Source organism: Pseudomonas sp. B3(2017), assembly GCF_002113595.1.
Classification (GTDB): Bacteria; Pseudomonadota; Gammaproteobacteria; order Pseudomonadales; family Pseudomonadaceae; genus Aquipseudomonas; species Aquipseudomonas ekonensis.
The window spans coordinates 520,025-537,584 of record NZ_NEIU01000001.1 but is presented as its reverse complement, the minus strand read 5'-3'; the positions used below and the strand labels follow the sequence as shown (position 1 = coordinate 537,584).

General features: G+C 65.7%; 13 protein-coding genes. 7 read left to right on the top strand and 6 right to left on the bottom strand.

The genetic code is table 11. The features are described from left to right. Positions 1-60: 60 nt before the first annotated feature. Entirely contained in the window at positions 61-255 is a 195-nt protein-coding gene (locus CAG33_RS02415; RefSeq protein ID WP_085578066.1) for a DUF6316 family protein, read from the top strand. Positions 256-316: 61 nt separating this feature from the next. On the opposite strand, the gene CAG33_RS02410 is transcribed toward CAG33_RS02415, so the two are convergent. Both CAG33_RS02410 and pap read right to left on the bottom strand, forming a co-directional pair. Then, on the bottom strand, positions 317-1,501 hold the full coding sequence (locus CAG33_RS02410; protein ID WP_085629745.1) for a thiolase family protein: 1,185 nt from the start codon (positions 1,499-1,501) through the stop codon (positions 317-319). A 103-nt stretch (positions 1,502-1,604) separates the two neighbouring features. Then, positions 1,605-3,119: a polyphosphate:AMP phosphotransferase gene (gene pap / locus CAG33_RS02405; RefSeq protein ID WP_085629743.1), complete on the bottom strand. Its 1,515-nt coding sequence runs from the start codon at positions 3,117-3,119 to the stop codon at positions 1,605-1,607. 172 nt (positions 3,120-3,291) lie between these two features. Between pap and mnmC the strand changes: the two genes are divergently transcribed. Beyond that, a complete protein-coding gene (gene mnmC, locus CAG33_RS02400) occupies positions 3,292-5,271 on the top strand; it encodes a bifunctional tRNA (5-methylaminomethyl-2-thiouridine)(34)-methyltransferase MnmD/FAD-dependent 5-carboxymethylaminomethyl-2-thiouridine(34) oxidoreductase MnmC (protein WP_085578069.1) in 1,980 nt (659 codons plus the stop codon). Between the two features lie 18 nt (positions 5,272-5,289). Here mnmC and CAG33_RS02395 read toward each other — a convergent pair whose 3' ends face one another. Continuing rightward, a complete protein-coding gene (locus CAG33_RS02395; protein WP_085636754.1) occupies positions 5,290-10,062 on the bottom strand; it encodes an NEL-type E3 ubiquitin ligase domain-containing protein in 4,773 nt (1,590 codons plus the stop codon). A gap of 295 nt (positions 10,063-10,357) precedes the next feature. On the opposite strand from CAG33_RS02395, the gene CAG33_RS02390 reads away from it, so the two are divergent. From CAG33_RS02390 to CAG33_RS02375, 4 genes are all read left to right on the top strand, one after another. Then, on the top strand, positions 10,358-12,130 hold the full coding sequence (locus tag CAG33_RS02390) for an N-acetylglutaminylglutamine amidotransferase (RefSeq protein WP_085629737.1): 1,773 nt from the start codon (positions 10,358-10,360) through the stop codon (positions 12,128-12,130). A gap of 3 nt (positions 12,131-12,133) precedes the next feature. Further along, positions 12,134-13,879: an N-acetylglutaminylglutamine synthetase gene (gene ngg, locus CAG33_RS02385; protein WP_085636752.1), complete on the top strand. Its 1,746-nt coding sequence runs from the start codon at positions 12,134-12,136 to the stop codon at positions 13,877-13,879. Positions 13,880-14,000: 121 nt separating this feature from the next. After that, a complete protein-coding gene (locus CAG33_RS02380) occupies positions 14,001-15,191 on the top strand; it encodes an osmoprotectant NAGGN system M42 family peptidase (RefSeq protein WP_085629733.1) in 1,191 nt (396 codons plus the stop codon). A gap of 157 nt (positions 15,192-15,348) precedes the next feature. Then, positions 15,349-15,576, top strand: coding sequence for a YheU family protein (locus CAG33_RS02375; protein ID WP_085578074.1), 228 nt, complete (start codon positions 15,349-15,351; stop codon positions 15,574-15,576). A gap of 3 nt (positions 15,577-15,579) precedes the next feature. On the opposite strand, the gene csrA is transcribed toward CAG33_RS02375, so the two are convergent. The 3 genes from csrA to CAG33_RS02360 all read right to left on the bottom strand — a co-directional run bounded on the left by csrA (position 15,580) and on the right by CAG33_RS02360 (position 17,128). Further along, positions 15,580-15,765, bottom strand: a complete 186-nt coding sequence (csrA, locus tag CAG33_RS02370; protein ID WP_085578075.1) for a carbon storage regulator CsrA — start codon at positions 15,763-15,765, stop codon at positions 15,580-15,582. Between the two features lie 150 nt (positions 15,766-15,915). Continuing rightward, positions 15,916-16,248 (bottom strand): YnfA family protein, encoded by a 333-nt coding sequence (locus CAG33_RS02365; RefSeq protein WP_085578076.1) that lies wholly within the window; start codon positions 16,246-16,248, stop codon positions 15,916-15,918. 64 nt (positions 16,249-16,312) lie between these two features. Then, positions 16,313-17,128: an SDR family oxidoreductase gene (locus CAG33_RS02360; RefSeq protein WP_085578077.1), complete on the bottom strand. Its 816-nt coding sequence runs from the start codon at positions 17,126-17,128 to the stop codon at positions 16,313-16,315. A 273-nt stretch (positions 17,129-17,401) separates the two neighbouring features. Between CAG33_RS02360 and CAG33_RS02355 the strand changes: the two genes are divergently transcribed. Further along, positions 17,402-17,554: a DUF3309 family protein gene (locus tag CAG33_RS02355; protein ID WP_003226960.1), complete on the top strand. Its 153-nt coding sequence runs from the start codon at positions 17,402-17,404 to the stop codon at positions 17,552-17,554. The last annotated feature ends 6 nt before the right edge of the window (positions 17,555-17,560 follow it).

Here is a 17,560-nt window from a genome sequence, read left to right as displayed (position 1 = left end):
GCCAAGTGCTTCAGGCATAAGCTCATTGGATCCTTCCAGCGCCCCTCCAGGAGACCCACCATGTACGGCATGCGCGCCCAGGATCCGGAACCCGCCATGCACTTTCGCAGCGACCGGCTGTGCCGGGTCAACGGCGAACTGTTCTTCAGCACGCGGGAGAACACCCTCGAAGGGCCGTTCGACAGCCTGGAGAAAGCCGAGCAGGAGATCCGCGCCTACATTGCGCGGATGCAACTGCTGGATGCTGGCAGATAGAGCAAGAACCTGTTCCCTGCTCGCGATGGCGGTCAATCAGGCGACCTTGCTGTCTCAGGGCTCAACGCACCGCCTCGAACAACCCCGTCGCGCCCATTCCGCCCCCCACGCACATGGTGACGATCCCGTAACGCAGGTTGCGCCGCTGCAGTTCGCGCACCAGATGCCCGACCTGCCGCGATCCTGTCATGCCGAACGGGTGGCCGATGGAGATCGAACCGCCGTTGACGTTGTACCGTTCGTTGTCGATCTCCAGCCGGTCGCGGCTGTACAGGCACTGTGAGGCGAACGCCTCGTTGAGCTCCCACAGATCGATGTCCGCCACTTGCAGGCCCTTGGCCTTGAGCAGTTTCGGCACCGAGAACACCGGGCCGATGCCCATTTCGTCCGGCTCGCAGCCGGCCACGGTGAAACCGCGGAAAAACGCCTTGGGCTTGAGCCCCAGCTGCAGCGCTTTCTCAAGACTCATCACCAGGGTCATCGACGCGCCGTCGGACAATTGCGACGAGTTGCCGGCGGTCACCGAACCGTCTTCGGCGAACACCGGCTTGAGCCCGGCCAGGCTTTCGTAGGTGGTGTCGGGGCGGTTGCAGTCGTCGCGGTCGACGATGGCGTCGAGGATCTGTTCGGCGCCGGTGGTCTTGTCCTCGACCCGGTACTTCACCGCCATCGGCACGATTTCGTCGTCGAACAGCCCCGCCGCCTGGGCCTGGGCAGTGCGCAGCTGGCTTTGCAGCGCATAGCGGTCCTGCGCTTCGCGGGTGACGCCATAGCGCCGCGCCACCGTTTCGGCGGTCTGGCCCATGGTGTGGTAGATGCCCGGCACCCGTTGCTTGAGCAGCGGGTTGATCAGGTGGTCGGTGTTGACGCTCTTGAGGGTCAGGCTGATCGACTCGACGCCGCCGGCCACGATGATGTCGCTGCAGCCGGACGCGATCTGGTTGGCCGCGATCGCGATCGCCTGCAGGCCCGACGAGCAGAAGCGGTTGAGGGTCATGCCGGCGGTGCCGGTGCCCAGGTGCGACAGCACCGCCACGTTGCGGCCGATGTTGTAGCCCTGGGCGCCTTCGTTGGAGCCGGCGCCGACGATGCAGTCCTCGACGCTGGCCGGGTCGATGTCGTTGCGGGTGAGCAAGGCATTGACGCAATGGGCCGCCATGTCATCGGGACGGGTCATGTTGAACTTGCCGCGAAAGGATTTGGCCAGGCCGGTCCGGACGCTGTCGACGATCACCACTTCACGCATCGCACACCTCATTGCAGTAGTCGGTTGGGAGTGGCTCCGAGCATAAGTCCACCCCTGGACCTGCCGCGACGATCATTCACCCGGCGTATGCGTGTCCATCGGTTCAGCTCTTGTGCTTTTTCTCCCGGCGGTCGGACTTTTCGAAGGCCTCCTCCAGCGCCCGGTTGATCGTGCGCAGCACCTTGACCCGGGCCCAGCGCTTGTCGTTGGCCTCGACCAGCGTCCACGGCGAGACCTCGGTGCTGGTGCGGTCGACCATGTCGCCCACCGCCGCGCGGTAGGCATCCCACTTGTCGCGGTTGCGCCAGTCGTCCTCGGTGATCTTGAAGCGCTTGAAGGGGATCTCTTCCCGGGCCTGGAAGCGTTCCATCTGGGTGTCCTTGTCGATGGCCAGCCAGAACTTGACCACGATCACCCCGGCGTCGGCGACCTGCTCCTCGAAGTCATTGATCTCGCCGTAGGCCCGCAGCCAGTCGGCCTTGCTGCAGAAGCCTTCGACCCGCTCCACCAGCACCCGGCCGTACCAGGAGCGGTCGAACACGGTGAACTTGCCCCGCGCCGGAATGTGCCGCCAGAAGCGCCACAGGTACGGTTGCGCACGTTCCTCTTCGGTCGGTGCGGCAATCGGCACGATGCTGTACTGACGCGGATCGAGCGCCGCCGCCACCCGGCGGATCGCCCCGCCCTTGCCGGCCGCGTCGTTGCCTTCGAACACCGCCACCAGCGCATGGCGGCGCATGCGCTTGTCGCGCATCAGCCCGGACAGCCTGGCCTGTTCGGTGATCAGTTGCTCTTCGTAGTCTTTCTTGTCCAGGGACTGGGTCAGGTCGAGGCTGTCGAGCAGGTTCATCTGATCGACCGGCGTGCCCAGCGGCGCGGCGTTGACCTCTTGCGCGTGCACGTCCTGACGCTTGAGCGCGTTCTGCAGCCCCTCCAGCAGGATCTTGCCCACCGCCAGGCTGCGGTAATGGGCGTCCATCCCCTCGATCACATGCCAGGGCGCGTAGTCGCGGCTGGTGCGGCGCAGCACACGCTCGCCGTATTTGACGAACTTGTCGTAGGTCTGCGATTGCTGCCAGTCCAGCGGGCTGATCCGCCAACTGTGCAGCGGGTCGTCGGCCAGGGCCTTGAGCCGCGCCTTCATCTGTTTCTTGGACAGGTGGAACCAGAACTTGAAGATCAACGCGCCTTCGTCGCAGAGCATCTTTTCCAGGCGCTCGGCGGCGTTGATCGCCTGATCCAGCCGCGGATCCTTGAACAGCCCGTGCACCCGCCCCTGCAGCATCTGGCTGTACCAGTTACCGAAGAAGATACCCATCCGCCCCTTGGCCGGCAGCATCCGCCAGTAGCGCCAGGCCGGCGGCCGGGCCAGTTCTTCGTCGGTCTGCTGATCGAAGGTGCGCACCTCGATCAGGCGCGGATCCATCCATTCGTTGAGCAACTTGACCGTTTCGCCCTTGCCGGCCCCCTCGATCCCGTTGATCAGGACGATCACCGGAAAACGCCGTTGCTGCTGCAGCTCGAACTGGGCTTCGAGCAGCGCTTCGCGCAGGGCCGGCACCGCGGCTTCGTAAGTGTCTTTGTCGATGGCGTGACCGATTTCAGCGGATTCGAACATGGGGCGGCTCCTTCCAGGGTTCAGCAAGACTAGCGGATCAGGCACCGGCGCGGCACAGAAATTCCGGCGGGCGGCGGATTGTCCGTAAACCTGCGGCCGCAAGCTTTGCCATGGATCAAGCCGCCCCTGCGCAATCGGCTAGAATGGCGGCCTTGCCGTTGCCGAGCCTGCCATGAAACCTGAACTGCCCCACGCCCAGCTCGACTGGGACGACCTGGGACGCCCGCGTTCGCGGGCCTTTGACGATGTGTACTTTTCCGACCAGTCCGGGCTGGAAGAGACCCGCTACGTGTTCCTCGAACAGAACCGCCTGGCCGAGCGCTTCGCCGCTTTGCCGGCAAACGGCAGGTTTGTGATCGGCGAGACAGGCTTCGGCACCGGGCTGAACTTCCTCTGTGCCTGGCAACTGTTCGAACAGTCTGCCCCGGCCGGTGCACGGCTGCATTTCGTCAGCGTCGAAAAGTACCCGCTGAGCCCTGCGGACCTTGAGCGAGCGCTTTCGCTGTGGCCGGAACTGACCACGTTCGCCGATCAATTGCTCAAGCGCTATGTAGCGATCCATCAAGGGTTCCAGCGCATCGTGCTGGACAACGGCCGGGTCACCCTCACCCTGCTGATCGGCGATGCGCTGGAGCAACTGCCGCAGTTGGACGCCCGGATCGACGCCTGGTTTCTCGACGGTTTCGCGCCGGCGAAGAACCCGGACATGTGGACCGCCGAACTGTTCGCCGAACTGGCCCGGCTGGCGGCGCCCGGCGCGACCCTCAGCACCTTCACCAGCACCGGCTGGGTGCGGCGCCTGCTCAATGCGGCGGGCTTCAAGATGAAGCGCACACCGGGCATCGGCCACAAGTGGGAGATCCTGCGCGGCGAATTCCTCGGCTGGCCGGCGCAAGTGCCCGCCCCCGCGCCGGACAAGCCCTGGTTCGCCCGCCCGGCACCGTTGACCGGTGAGCGCCGAGCGCTGGTGATCGGCGCCGGGCTGGCCGGTTGCGCCAGCGCCGCCAGCCTCGCGGCCCGGGGCTGGCAGGTCAGCCTGCTGGAGCGCCACGGTGCAGTGGCGCAGGAAGCCTCGGGCAACCCCCAAGGCGTGCTGTACCTGAAACTGTCGGCCCACGGCACGGCCTTGTCGCAGTTGATCGTCAGCGGCTTCGGCTACACCCGCCGTCTGCTGGAAAGCCTGCAGCGCGGCACCGACTGGGACGGCTGCGGCGTGCTGCAACTGGCGTTCAACGACAAGGAAGCCGAGCGTCACGCGCAACTGGCCGCCGCGTTCCCGCCGGACCTGCTGCAATGGCTCGACCAACCCGAGGCGCAAGACCGTGCCGGGATCGGCCTGGCCCACGGCGGCCTGTTCTACCCTGAGGGCGGCTGGGTTCACCCGCCGGCGCTGTGCCAGGCGCAGGCCGCGCAACCGAACATCGAACTGCTGCGCCATCACGAAGTGCTGGAGCTGCGCAAGGTCGATGGCCAGTGGCAGGCCTTCGACGGTGATCGCTTGATCGCCAGCGCGCCGGTTGTCGTGCTCGCCGGCGCCGCCGATGTCCGACGCTTTGCGCAAAGCGCCGAACTGCCGCTCAAGCGCATTCGCGGGCAGATCACTCGCCTGGCGCAAACGCCACAGAGCCAGGCGCTGAAGACCGTGGTGTGCGCCGAAGGCTATGTCGCCCCTGCCCGCTTGGGCGAACACACGCTGGGCGCCAGCTTCGATTTCAACAGCGACGACCTGACGCCGACCGCCGCAGAACACCTGGGCAACCTGGCGATGCTCGACGAGATCTCCGCCGACCTGACGGCACGCCTGAACATCCCCGGGCAGGACGTGAGCCATCTGCAGGGCCGCGCGGCCTTTCGCTGCACCAGCCCCGACTACTTGCCCATCGTCGGCCCCCTCGCCGACCGCGAAGCCTTCGCCCACGCCTTTGCCGCACTGGCCAGGGATGCCCGCCAAGTGCCGCAGGTGCCCTGTCCGTGGCTCGATGGCCTGTACATCAACAGCGGGCACGGTTCGCGCGGCCTGATCACCGCACCGCTGTGCGGCGAGCTGCTGGCGGCATGGCTGGACGACGAGCCGCTGCCCTTGCCCAAAGCCGTTGCCCAAGCCTGCCATCCCAACCGGTTCGCCCTGCGCCGCCTGATCCGAGGCAAATGACGCCGGATCCGCAACCGTTCAGAAATCGGACAAGGCGCATACGCCCAGTTCGATGCGCTTGATGACGTCGTCGGTCAAACGCTTCATCAGGTTCGTTTCGGCGGTTTGCCTTTCAAGCGAAATCGCACTGACCTGTTCGAGGTAGTCAGAATCCGTCAGGGTATCGGCCTTCTCGAACAGGGCTTGCAGCCTGGGCGGATAGATTGCTTCCGTCGAGCTGAACTGACGGGGATGATGCTGCCTCATGAGGTCGCACCAGAACGGCTGCTGCGCCAGATACGTCGGAAACCGTGTCGACAGCTCGGCATTCTTGACCTTGAGCAACGCGCCCTTGAGGTCATCATCGGTGACGCCGCTCAAGAACTCGAAACGCATGTGCCTGGGCTGGCCGGGCAGATCCAGGGCCTCGGCCAGGCCCGTGCGATAAGCCAGGCCAACCTCCAGCACATCGACCCTCGGATGGCTGTCGATGTGGGCTTGGACGATCTGATCCACCTGCTCCAGGCGAAACAGCCTCTGTCCCAGCCTCAGCAGGTCCGCGGCGCTCGCCTCGGCATTCGTCTGACGGTGGAGGATCTGATGCACCTCCACGGCCACTTCCAGATGACTGAAGTTCAGCGCGGCCGAGTCCGTGCAGTGGATCGGGTTGGCCGCCAGGTCCAGAACCTGTTCGCAAAGCACCGCATCGCCCTCGGCAGCCTGCAGCACACGCCAGACCCGGCGCGCCATGTCCTGATGAACGAATTCGGAGTCAGCGGTGTTCCCCAACTCCGAGAGCAGATGAAACAGACCGCCGGCCCGTGAATCTTCCTTGAAGGCCGTCCAGACCCTGTTTCGTTGCTCGAACATCTGCCCGGCCCGGTCCGTGAACCACAGTTCCTTGGCCTGTCGCTCGCTGAGACGGGTGATGTCGTCTTCGAAGAACCCCATCCCTACCCCGACACGGTCCCTGTATGCCAACAACAAACCGCGGCTGGGATCTTGCAGCGGATTGTGCCGCAGGTTGACCGTCTCGCTCATGCGCCTCGGCGCCTGGAACAACCAGTTCGGCAGTTGCCGGATATCGTTGTCGCGCAGATCGACCCGGTCGAGGTTCGGCAAACGGGACACGCCTTTGGGCAGCTCGGTCGCCCGGGTGTTTCGCAGGGACAGGAAGCGCAGATCGAACATCTTGCCGACATCCGGGGTCGCCCCCAGCGCGTTGCCGCTCAGGTTCAGCGAGTGCAACGAGCGCAGCCCGGACAGTTTCGCCAGTGTCTGCTCGGTCAGTTGCACGCGATTGTCCGAAAGGCTCAGGCGCGTGAGCGCAGGCATGTGCGAAATCACCTCCGGCAGCCGGGTCAGCTGGTTGCCGTCCAGGTCAAGGGACTCGGCGTTCTGGAAAGCCTTGAGAAAATAGACCCCGTCATCCGTCAGTTGCATGTTCTTCAAGGACACGTGCCTCACATGATCGAACGAAGCATTCGCGGGCAGGTGCGGCAGTTTTCCGATGCGCATGTCGTCGAGCCTGAGGCTGCAATGCCCGTCGGCCATCCTGGTCTTGCGCCGCCAGGCCTCAATGATCAGCCGAGCCGCCTGTCGCCGGCTCTGGCGGGCCTCACGCAGTTCGCCGCCCATGGCTTGCAGCGCCTCACCGTCCTCGCTCCAGCGTTCAAGGCGGGTGGTCAGGTCCTTCAGCGCCTGTTCCAATTGCCTGACCGCCCGGGCGCGGGTCAGGCGATCCGGGCCCAGTCCGTCGAGAAGCGCGTTGGCCTGCGCATCGGAAAACAACGGATAGAGCCGCTTGACCTTGCGTCGCAGGGCATCGGCGTGTTTCGGCGAACCGACGGGACTGTCGCCCTGCACGCACGCCACCCCCTTGCGCACCGGCAACGGCAGATCGTTGATCAGCGCCCGTTCGGCATCGAATCGACCGTCCAGTGCGGTCTCCAACAGCCGAGCACGCAGGCGTGCGGCATCACCCGGCCGTTGTTCGGCAAACCCCGTGGCGGAGCGCCACGACGCCGGCATGCCTTTCAGTACAGCGGCATACAGGCTTTCTGGCCCTGGCAGCACCCGGCCCAGGGACCGGTTCCCCTTGAACACCTCAAACCCGGCCGACGATTTGACGATCGTGCAGGTCTCGGCAAGCGCGGCACCCGGATGGCCGATGGCTTCCAGCAACGGGCCGGGGAACGTCCGTTCGCGCAGTTCCAGCCGCCAGTCCGCCTGCCAGCCGTCCAGATGCGCCAGCAACCGAATGCCCAGCCTCTGGGTATCGTCATCGGCCAGTTCGGGCAGGTGGAATCCGGCCAGCGCCCTGTCCATCCGCACCGCGTCGCGGATCCGGCGCATCCTTTGCGCCAATCCCATCGGCAGCCGTCCGGTGGCCTGCAAGTGCTGGCGCTCGACGCTGGGGGCCAGATCGATGAGCTGCCGGGCACAGCGCTCAGGCAGGCCAGGAAACGCTTCACAGGCCTTTTTCACATCGCTAGCCCCGCCTGAGTCGTAGAGCCGGTAAAGCTGCTCGAACAGCGGCCGCCGCCCGGCCTTGAGCTCGGCGCCCAGTCGCTTCGCCAGTTGCGTGTCCTGCCCTGCGCCGATGGCGGGGGCGCCGATCAGCGTTTGCGCCTCTTCGGGGTAGAGTCCCCCGACAACCGTCTGCAGCAATTGCCCGGCGGCCAATTGAGTCTGGGTCACGTGGACGCAAAGGTCAGGGTCGCTCACCGCAGTGGGCGGGTATGTCGCCATGACGTTCGCCTCGTCATCCAGCACTTCGATGTAGCGCCCATGGGGCCAACCCTTGAGCATGGGCAACGCTTGCAACTGCTCTTGGGCATGCAGCGGGGCGCCCGCATTGCCTTGCTCCATGTCGGCGATGAAACGGCGCAACTTGCCGTCGAGCTCGAAGCGCTTGGCCATGTCCTGCAGACGCAGCGGCAGGGGCGTACTGTCCTGCGCCAACCGATGCAGTTCGTCGAGCGGTGTATCGGTCAGCCTGCAGATCATCCCCAACTGCCTGTCATCGATACCGGACAGACGCGGGTTCATGCGCTTGAGCACATAGGCAGAATCACGCCATCGCTCGACCTGCTCACCGGGACGCAGCCAGCCCCCTTCGCCATTGGGCAGGGGCTCAGGCGCAAAGGCCGTCTTGCGCGTCGGATGCAGGATCCGCCAGGTCTTCGAATCGGGATCGAGCGTCACGGCATAGTGCTTGTCCTCGATCTGCAGGAACGTCCGGTCGCGGGCCTGATACAACCCTGAATAATCGACCTGCGTCGGCGCCTCCGTTGCCGCAGGCTGCTCATACCCCTGCAACGACTGCATCCACAATCGCGATCTGCCCGCCCGATCGAACACCGCAGCGAAACGCCCGAAGAATTCCGGGTGCCGTGCAAGCGAGCGACTCACCACGCCCCCCAACGATTTGGCCACGCCTGCCGTCGCGGCCATGAGGGCAACGTTTTCCGCCACCCCGAGCATGTGCGCCAGGGCATCGTGGCGGTCGCCGCTGCCCCAGTCTTCGATGCCCTCGTAGACTTCCGCCAACAGTTGGCCGACCGCCACGCCCATCATCAGCTCGCCCACCACCGGCAAGAAAAACCCTGCCAGCCCGGCGATGGTCACGCCGGTGTCCAAATAGCCGAGCCAGCGTTCACGCGATGCCTCGGCGTCCACGTCGGCGGTGGGCACCGCAAGTACCCGCGCATCGATCTGAAGCTTGCCGACGTGGCTGTGCAGCATGAAATCGAACAACGACCGTGCAATCGGCCGGGCCTGGAGCGTCCCCAACTGCCGTGTGCGGGCGAAGGTCTGGAAAAAGTCCGCCTTGCTGTCTTCATCCAGATAGCGGGCGAAAGGCGCCGCATAGCTGCGCAGACCCAGCTTCAGCGTCAGGTATAGCTTGAACGTGCTGAAGGCGGGGTATTCGAACAGCGGACGGTAGGGTTCGCCGGGCATGTAGACAAGACACCACTCATCCGGATGTTCCTCCACCGGGCGTCGCGAAAACACCACCACACCCCAGAAGCAGATGTCCTGCCCCCCGAGGCCCTGCATAAGCAAGGGACGCCCCGCGTAATGCAGTGCCTTCGCGTCGCCGGCACCCTCGGCATCGATCAGCCGCTGCAGCATCTGATGCCCCTCCTGGGTGATGTCCCCTTTCATAGAGGCCAGATGCATGTCGAACGCCAGCAAGCGCTTTTTCAAGCGGACGATGTCCGGGCCCAGGGCGCTCGTCACCTCCGTTCGCCCGGCCCGCTCCTGCAGGCCGAATATCTGCGCGAAGTGCTCCTGATAGCGCTGCCCCAGATTCAGGTCGCGGCACAGGCCGGCAAAGGCCGACGGCGTCAATCCGGCAACGCCTTGCGGGTGGTTCTTGAGCTGGATCTCGCTGCCCTTGGGCAAGCCGTCGGAGCCCGCCTCTTCCACGGTGAAGTTCTGCATGGCCGCGTCCAGCAAGGTGCGCGTGCCCTGGTGGTCGCCCTTGAGCACCAGGCCATCGTGCTCGACCTCGAACGTCACCGGCCAGCGCAGGCGCAACGCGTGGGTCAAGGCGGAGGCGCAAAAGGCCTCCAACGGCCGCAGGTGGCTCAGTCCGACTTCGACCTTTAGCTGACTGGCCCGAAGCTCCGAGGCAGCCTGCATCAATGCGGCGATCCTTGCAGCGGAGGCCTTGAGCAGCCATGAAGGGATTCGTTCCTGCAGCACCTCGGCGGTGTCCAGGTCCCCGGTGGCGTCCAGCAGGATGGCGAGCACCTGTTCGTTCGTGAGCGTGACAGGTGTCAGGGGAGTATCCGGGCTCGGCATCGGCAATCGTCCTTAATTGCGGGGTTCAGGCCTTTAACTTATCGATCCCGCCGAGCGATTGATAACGCGAAATCCTGCGCGTTTGCCGTTGCGGATCAGCAAGAATTCCCATGTTTTGCATAACCCTGTACCGCACAGAATCGTGGCGAAGCTGTTATGGGTTCTGGCCGACGACGACGCTTTATAACCGATCGTTCTAAAACTACCGGTTCCTGCGCAGGTCAGTTTTTCAGTACCGGCCATTCCGGCGCGGTGCGTCTTGACCTCCCCAACGGAAAAAACCGGTAAGGAACTTATGTGCGGATTAGCTGGCGAGTTACGTTTTGACCAACGCCCTGCAGACCTTGCAGCCCTCGAACGAATCACCCATCACTTGGCCCCCCGCGGCCCCGACGCCTGGGGCTTCCACGCCCAGGGGCCGGTCGCCCTTGGCCATCGACGCCTGAAAGTCATGGATCTGTCGGACGGCTCGGCGCAGCCGATGATCGACAGCAGGCTGGGCCTGGCCCTGGCCTTCAACGGCGCCATCTACAACTTCCCGGAACTGCGCGCCGAGCTCGAAGGCCTCGGCCATGTCTTCCATTCCGGCGGCGATACCGAAGTGCTGCTTCGGGGCTATCACGCCTGGGGCGAAGCGCTGCTGCCCAAACTCAACGGCATGTTTGCCCTGGCCATCTGGGAACGTGACGCCCAGCGGCTGTTCATCGCCCGCGACCGGCTGGGCGTGAAGCCCCTGTACCTGTCGCGCACCGGCGAGCGCCTGCGCATTGCCTCAAGCCTGCCGGCGCTGCTCAAGGGCGGCGACATCAGTCCGGTCCTGGATCCGGTGGCCCTCAACCATTACCTGAACTTTCATGCCGTCGTCCCGGCGCCGCGCACCTTGCTGGCCGGCATCGAGAAACTGCCCCCGGCCACCTGGATGCGCATCGGCGCGGACGGGCGCACCGAACGCAAGACCTGGTGGACGCTGCCCTACGGCCCGCACGAAGACGAGAAAGGCCTGACGCTTGAGGACTGGCGCGACCGCGTGCTCGACAGCACCCGCGAGGCGGTCGCCATCCGCCAGCGTGCGGCGGTGGATGTGGGCGTGCTGCTGTCCGGCGGCGTCGATTCGAGTCTGCTGGTCGGGCTCCTGCGCGAAGCCGGCGTGGACGACCTGTCGACCTTCTCCATCGGCTTCCAGGACGCCGGCGGCGAACGTGGCGACGAGTTCCAGTATTCGGACCTGATCGCCAGGCATTACGGCACCCGCCACCATCAACTGCGCATCGACGAAAAAGAGATCATCGAACAGTTGCCCGCCGCGTTCCGCGCCATGAGCGAGCCGATGGTCAGCCACGACTGCATCGCCTTCTACTTGCTCTCCCGCGAGGTGGCCAAGCACTGCAAGGTGGTGCAGAGCGGCCAGGGCGCCGACGAACTGTTCGCCGGTTATCACTGGTATCCCCAGGTGGACGGCGCGGCCGATCCGTATGCGGCCTACCGGCAGGCGTTCTTCGACTGCACCCACGACGGCTACAAGGCCACCGTGCAGCCGAAATGGCTGACGGCCCATGACGCGGCCGGCGACTTCGTGAAGGAACATTTCGCGCAGCCCGGCGCTGACGCGGCGGTGGACAAGGCCTTGCGCCTGGACAGCACGGTGATGCTGGTGGATGACCCGGTCAAACGGGTCGACAACATGACCATGGCCTGGGGCCTGGAGGCGCGGACACCGTTCCTTGACTATCGCCTGGTCGAACTGTCGGCGCGGATCCCCGCCCGCTTCAAGCTGCCCGACGGCGGCAAGCAAGTGCTCAAGGAAGCGGCGCGGCAGGTGATTCCTGCGCAAGTGATCGACCGCAAGAAGGGCTACTTCCCGGTGCCCGGCCTCAAGCACTTGCAGGGCGACACCCTCGACTGGGTCCGCGAACTGCTGCTCGACCCAAGCCAGGACCGCGGCCTGTTCGACCCGGCGATGCTCGACCGCCTGCTGACCGACCCGCAAAGCCACATCACCCCGCTGCGCGGCTCGCGCCTGTGGCAACTGGCGGCCCTGAACCTGTGGCTCAGCGAACAAGGAATCTGACCGATGAAACCTCATGCCACGGCCTTTGGCCAGCGCCTGCTGCGCGGTCAGTCGCCCTCCTACGAACGCTTGCAGGCGCGCCTGGCCGAAGACGGCAGCGCGCCGGCCGGCGCCCCGATCGCGGTGCATTGCGGCTGGGGCCGCCTGCTGATCGGCCATACGTTCCCGGATCCTTCGAGCCTGGCCGCAGAACTGCTCAAGGAGCAGCCGGGCGAACGTGACATCGCCCTGTACGTCGCCGCGCCGCAGCAGGTGCTCGGCCTCGAACCCGCGCAGCTGTTTCTCGACCCCTCCGACACCCTGCGCCTGTGGTTCAGCGACTACCGCCCGGCGACCCGGGTGTTTCGCGGCTTCCGCATCCGCCGCGCCCAAAGCGACACGGACTGGCAAGCCATCAACCGGCTGTATCACGCCCGCGGCATGCTGCCGGTGGATCCCGCCCGGCTCACCCCGCACCACCGGGGCGGGCCTGTGTACTGGCTGGCCGAGGACGAGGACAGCGGCGCGGTGATCGGCAGCGTCATGGGCCTCAATCACCGCAAGGCGTACCACGATCCGGAAAACGGCAGCAGCCTGTGGTGCCTGGCGGTGGATCCGCAGTGCCCGCGCCCGGGGGGCGGCGAAGTACTCGTGCGCCACCTGATCGAACACTTCATGAGCCGCGGCCTGAACCACCTCGACCTGTCGGTGCTGCACGACAACCGGCAGGCGAAGACCCTCTACGCCAAACTGGGCATGCGCAGCCTCCCGACCTTCGCCGTCAAGCGCAAGAACGGCATCAATCAGTCGCTGTTCCTGGGGCCGGGGCCCGAAGCGCCGTTCAATCCCTATGCGCGGATCATCGTCGAAGAGGCGCACCGGCGCGGCATCGATGTGCAGGTGGACGACACCGAAGCCGGGCTGTTCACCCTCAGCCACGGCGGACGCCGGGTGCGTTGCCGCGAATCCCTGAGCGACCTGACCAGCGCCGTCAGCATGACCCTGTGCCAGGACAAGAGCCTGACGCACAAAGTGCTGAAGGGCGCCGGGCTGAACGTGCCGACGCAGCGCCTGGCGGGCAACGCGGATGACAATCTGGCGTTCCTCGACGAGCACCTGCGCGTCGTGGTCAAGCCGCTGGACGGCGAACAGGGCCAGGGCGTGGCGGTGGACCTGCAGAGCATCGAAGAGGTGCAGCAAGCCGTCGAAGCGGCGAAGGCGTTCGACAGCCGGGTGCTGCTGGAGAGTTTCCACGAAGGGCTCGACCTGCGGATCCTGGTGATCGGCTTCGAGGTCGTGGCGGCGGCGATCCGCCGACCGGCGCATGTGGTGGGCGACGGCCTCCACCCGCTCGACGCCTTGATCGACGCCCAGAGCCGGCGCAGGCAGGCGGCCACCGACGGCGAAAGCAAGATCCCCATGGATGAGGAGACCCGGCGCACCCTGCACATGGCCGGCTACGACTGGGACAGCGTCCTGCCGGCGGGCGAACACCTGTCCGTGCGGCGCACCGCCAACCTGCACACCGGCGGCACCCTGGAAGACGTCACGGCCATCCTGCACCCGACGCTGGCCGATGCGGCCGTGCGCGCCGCACGGGCGCTGGACATTCCGGTGGTCGGCCTCGACCTGATGGTGACCGCCGCCGACCGGCCGGAGCATGTGTTCATCGAAGCCAACGAACGGGCCGGCCTGGCCAACCACGAGCCGCAGCCGACGGCGGAGCGGTTTGTGGATCTGTTGTTTCCCCACAGCCGGCCGGCGGTCTGACCCGGATGCGTTGAATGGGCCACCGCTTTCGCGAGCAGGCTCGCTCCCACAGGCGTGCAGCGAGCTGCCCGCGGAGGTGCCCTGACGATCAGCGCATGCCTCTCACCCAACAGGAGATTCCATGTCCCCTCAACTTCCCGAACCGGACCTGAACTACCTGCAGAAAGTCCTGCTGGAAATGCTCGCCATCCCCAGCCCCACCGGGTTCACCGACACCATCGTGCGCTATGTCGCCGAACGCCTGGAGGAACTCGGCATCCCTTTCGAGATGACGCGCCGCGGCACGATCCGCGCCACGCTCAAGGGCAAGAAGAACAGCCCCGACCGGGCGGTGTCGGCGCACCTGGACACCATCGGCGCCGCCGTGCGCGCGATCAAGGACAACGGCCGCCTGACGCTCGCGCCGGTCGGCTGCTGGTCGAGCCGCTTCGCCGAAGGCAGCCGCGTCAGCCTGTTCACCGACAGCGGTGTGATCCGCGGCAGCGTCCTGCCGCTGATGGCTTCCGGGCATGCGTTCAACACGGCGGTGGATGAACTGCCGGTCAGTTGGGATCACGTCGAGCTGCGCCTGGACGCCTACTGCGCGACACGGGCCGACTGCGACTCGCTGGGCATCGGCATCGGCGATGTGGTGGCCTTCGACCCGTTGCCGGAGTTCACCGAAAGCGGCCACATCAGCGCCCGCCACCTCGACGACAAGGCCGGCGTGGCCGCCCTGCTGGCGGCGCTCAAGGCCATCGTCGACAGCGGCCGGGAACCGCTGATCGATTGCCATCCGCTGTTCACCATCACCGAGGAGACCGGCAGCGGCGCGGCGGCGGCCCTGCCGTGGGACGTCAGCGAGTTCGTCGGCATCGACATCGCGCCGGTCGCGCCCGGCCAGCACTCCAGCGAACACGCGGTCAGCGTCGCGATGCAGGACTCCGGCGGGCCGTACGACTATCACCTGTCGCGGCACCTGCTGCGCCTGGCCGACGAACATGAACTGCCGGTGCGCCGCGACCTGTTCCGCTACTACTTCAGCGACGCCCATTCGGCGGTGACCGCCGGCCACGACATCCGCACCGCCCTGCTCGCCTTCGGCTGCGACGCGACCCACGGCTACGAACGCACCCACCTCGACAGCCTGGCGGCGCTCAGTCGCCTGCTGGGGGCGTACATGCTCAGCGCGCCGGTGTTCGCCAGCGACGCGCAGCCGGCCGATGCGTCCCTGGAGCGCTTCAGCCACCAGATCGAACATGACACGCAGATGGAGAGCGACACGCGGGTGCCGTCGGTGGACAGCCTGGTGGGTCAGCGGTCCGACAGTTAGGTCGGCGGTGTCTGGGCCGGCGCCTTCGCCGGCAAGCCGGCTCCCACAGAGATCGGGCTTGCCGGCGAAGGGGGCGAACAGGCCACTGGTTCCTCCCGCGCTGGCCGCCGACCGCCAATCGCCGTAGCATCACGGCATTGATCGAGCCGAGGCCCCCATGCTGATTCCCCACGACATGCTTGAAGTCGACACCCTCACCCGTCTGATCGAGGACTTCGTCACCCGCGACGGCACCGACAACGGCGACGACACCCCGCTGGAGACCCGCGTGCTGCGGGTTCGCCAGGCCCTGACCAAAGGCCAGGCGCTGATCGTGTTCGACCCGGAAAGCGAGCAATGCCAACTGATGCTCAAACACGACGTACCCAAGCACCTGTTCGACTGACCCTCAGCGCCCCTTGCCTGCGGCCTGCTTGCGCTGGATGCGCTCGTAGACCTCGGCGCGGTGCACCTCGACCTGCTGCGGCGCCTCGACGCCGAACCGGACACTGGAGCCGTTGACCGACAGCACGCGCAGGGAAATGTTGTGGCCGATGGAAATCTGTTCTCCGACGACACGGCTGAGTACAAGCATGGGGTTGATCCTTCAAGGTAAACGGGCCTTGAAGATGCGCGGCTTGCCCGCGCCCCACAATGCATGCCGGACAAATCAGTCATGCCCTACACGCGGTGGGTACATCGCCCTTCGGACGTTTCCCGCAAAGCGGCGATGGCCTACACCGTTTCAGGCAGCGGAAAAGCGCGGGCCGAACAGGATCACCGTGGCGCCGATCACGCACAGCGCGACGCCGATCCAGTCCGAACCCAAGGGCCGGATGCGCTCGACCACCGCCAGCCAGCCGATCGACGCGACGATGTAGATGCCGCCGTACGCGGCGTAGGCGCGGCCGGCGTAGGTCGCCTCGATGCGCGTCAGCAGCAGCGCGAACAGGGTCAGGCTCAGCAGTGCCGGGATCACCCACACGGCGCTCTTGCCCTGGCGCAGCCACATCCAGAAGGCGAAGCAGCCGGCGATTTCGAACAGCGCGGCCAGAAGGAACCACAGGTAATTGAGCATGCAAGACGTCTCGTCAGGGTGACAGTTGCGGCCACCCTAGCGATGAGGCCCTGCGGGAGCAAGTTCAGCCGTTGTTCTGCCGTGCCTTGGCGCGCATTTTGTCGGCCATGGCGGTCATTTCGTCGTACAGCAATTGCGGATTCTTCTGCTTGAGCGCCCAGGCCATGCGCCCTTGCTCGTGGGGCAGGATCATGAACTCGCCGGCGGCGACCCGGTTGAAGATGTAGTCGGCGATATCGGCGGCGGTGATCGGCGAACTCTCCAGCAACTTGCCGACCTGGGCCTTCATGGCCGGCGTCGGGCCACGGAACGAGTCCAGCAGGTTGGTCTGGAAGAATGATGGGCACACCACGTGGACACCGACCTCCTGCTGGGCCAGTTCCACCAGCAGGCTCTCCGACAGCGCCACCACGCCGGCCTTGGCCACGTTGTAGTTGCTCATGGCCGGGCCCTGCATCAGCGCCGCCATGGAGGCGATGTTGATGATCTTGCCCTTGCTCTGCTCCAGCAGCGGCAGGAACGCCTTGCAGCCCTTGACCACGCCCATCAGGTTGATCGCGATCTGCCAGTCCCAGTCTTCCAGCGACAGCTCGCTGAAGAAGCCGCCCGACGCCACCCCGGCGTTGTTGACGATGATGTCGATGCCGCCGAACTTCACCTCGCAGGCCTGGGCGAAGGCGGTGAGCTGGCTGTAGTCGCGCACGTCGCAACGCTGGACGAAGCCGTCGCCGCCGGCCTCGCGCACGAGTTTGAGGGTTTCCTGCAGGCCCGCCTCGCTGACGTCCGACAAGGCCAGCCGCCACCCCTCACGCGCCCAGCGCAACGCGATTTCGCGACCCAGGCCGGAGCCTGCACCAGTGATCATCATGCGATTTTGCATAGCAGACAGCCTTGTTGTTCTTTGGAAGATGCGCGGAGTGTAGCGAAGGAACCGCGGCCACCCACGCTCCATCAGAGTGCTGAATGGCGAGGGCAAACCGCCACGCGATGCGTGGCTCGGGCCTGGGCGGAGCGCGTTGCGGACAGCGCCAAAAAACATTGAATTTTCTGTCGGGCGCGCCGGTCGGAACTGGTAAGACGCCTGGATCCGCATGGTTTCCAGCCGGCCTTGGACTGCAAGACTTTCCGAAACCTTCTCGACAAGGAAACAGACATGGGCACAATCCTCATCATTATCCTGATCCTGTTGCTGATCGGTGGTCTGCCGGTCTTTCCGCACTCCAGAAGTTGGGGCTACGGCCCTTCCGGCATCATCGGCGTCGTGCTGGTCGTGCTGCTGGTGCTGTTGTTGCTCGGCCGGATATAGCGTTTT

Bases quoted from the DNA above. Each gene is read 5' to 3' on its own strand.
- csrA (WP_085578075.1), bottom strand. From the start codon at position 15,765: ATGCTTGTACTCAGCCGTGTCGTCGGAGAACAGATTTCCATCGGCCAC.
- CAG33_RS02365 (WP_085578076.1), bottom strand. From the start codon at position 16,248: ATGCTCAATTACCTGTGGTTCCTTCTGGCCGCGCTGTTCGAAATCGCC.
- mnmC (WP_085578069.1), top strand. From the start codon at position 3,292: ATGAAACCTGAACTGCCCCACGCCCAGCTCGACTGGGACGACCTGGGA.
- CAG33_RS02410 (WP_085629745.1), bottom strand. From the start codon at position 1,501: ATGCGTGAAGTGGTGATCGTCGACAGCGTCCGGACCGGCCTGGCCAAA.
- CAG33_RS02380 (WP_085629733.1), top strand. From the start codon at position 14,001: ATGTCCCCTCAACTTCCCGAACCGGACCTGAACTACCTGCAGAAAGTC.
- CAG33_RS02390 (WP_085629737.1), top strand. From the start codon at position 10,358: ATGTGCGGATTAGCTGGCGAGTTACGTTTTGACCAACGCCCTGCAGAC.
- CAG33_RS02375 (WP_085578074.1), top strand. From the start codon at position 15,349: ATGCTGATTCCCCACGACATGCTTGAAGTCGACACCCTCACCCGTCTG.
- ngg (WP_085636752.1), top strand. From the start codon at position 12,134: ATGAAACCTCATGCCACGGCCTTTGGCCAGCGCCTGCTGCGCGGTCAG.
- pap (WP_085629743.1), bottom strand. From the start codon at position 3,119: ATGTTCGAATCCGCTGAAATCGGTCACGCCATCGACAAAGACACTTAC.
- CAG33_RS02395 (WP_085636754.1), bottom strand. From the start codon at position 10,062: ATGCCGAGCCCGGATACTCCCCTGACACCTGTCACGCTCACGAACGAA.
- CAG33_RS02415 (WP_085578066.1), top strand. From the start codon at position 61: ATGTACGGCATGCGCGCCCAGGATCCGGAACCCGCCATGCACTTTCGC.
- CAG33_RS02360 (WP_085578077.1), bottom strand. From the start codon at position 17,128: ATGCAAAATCGCATGATGATCACTGGTGCAGGCTCCGGCCTGGGTCGC.
- CAG33_RS02355 (WP_003226960.1), top strand. From the start codon at position 17,402: ATGGGCACAATCCTCATCATTATCCTGATCCTGTTGCTGATCGGTGGT.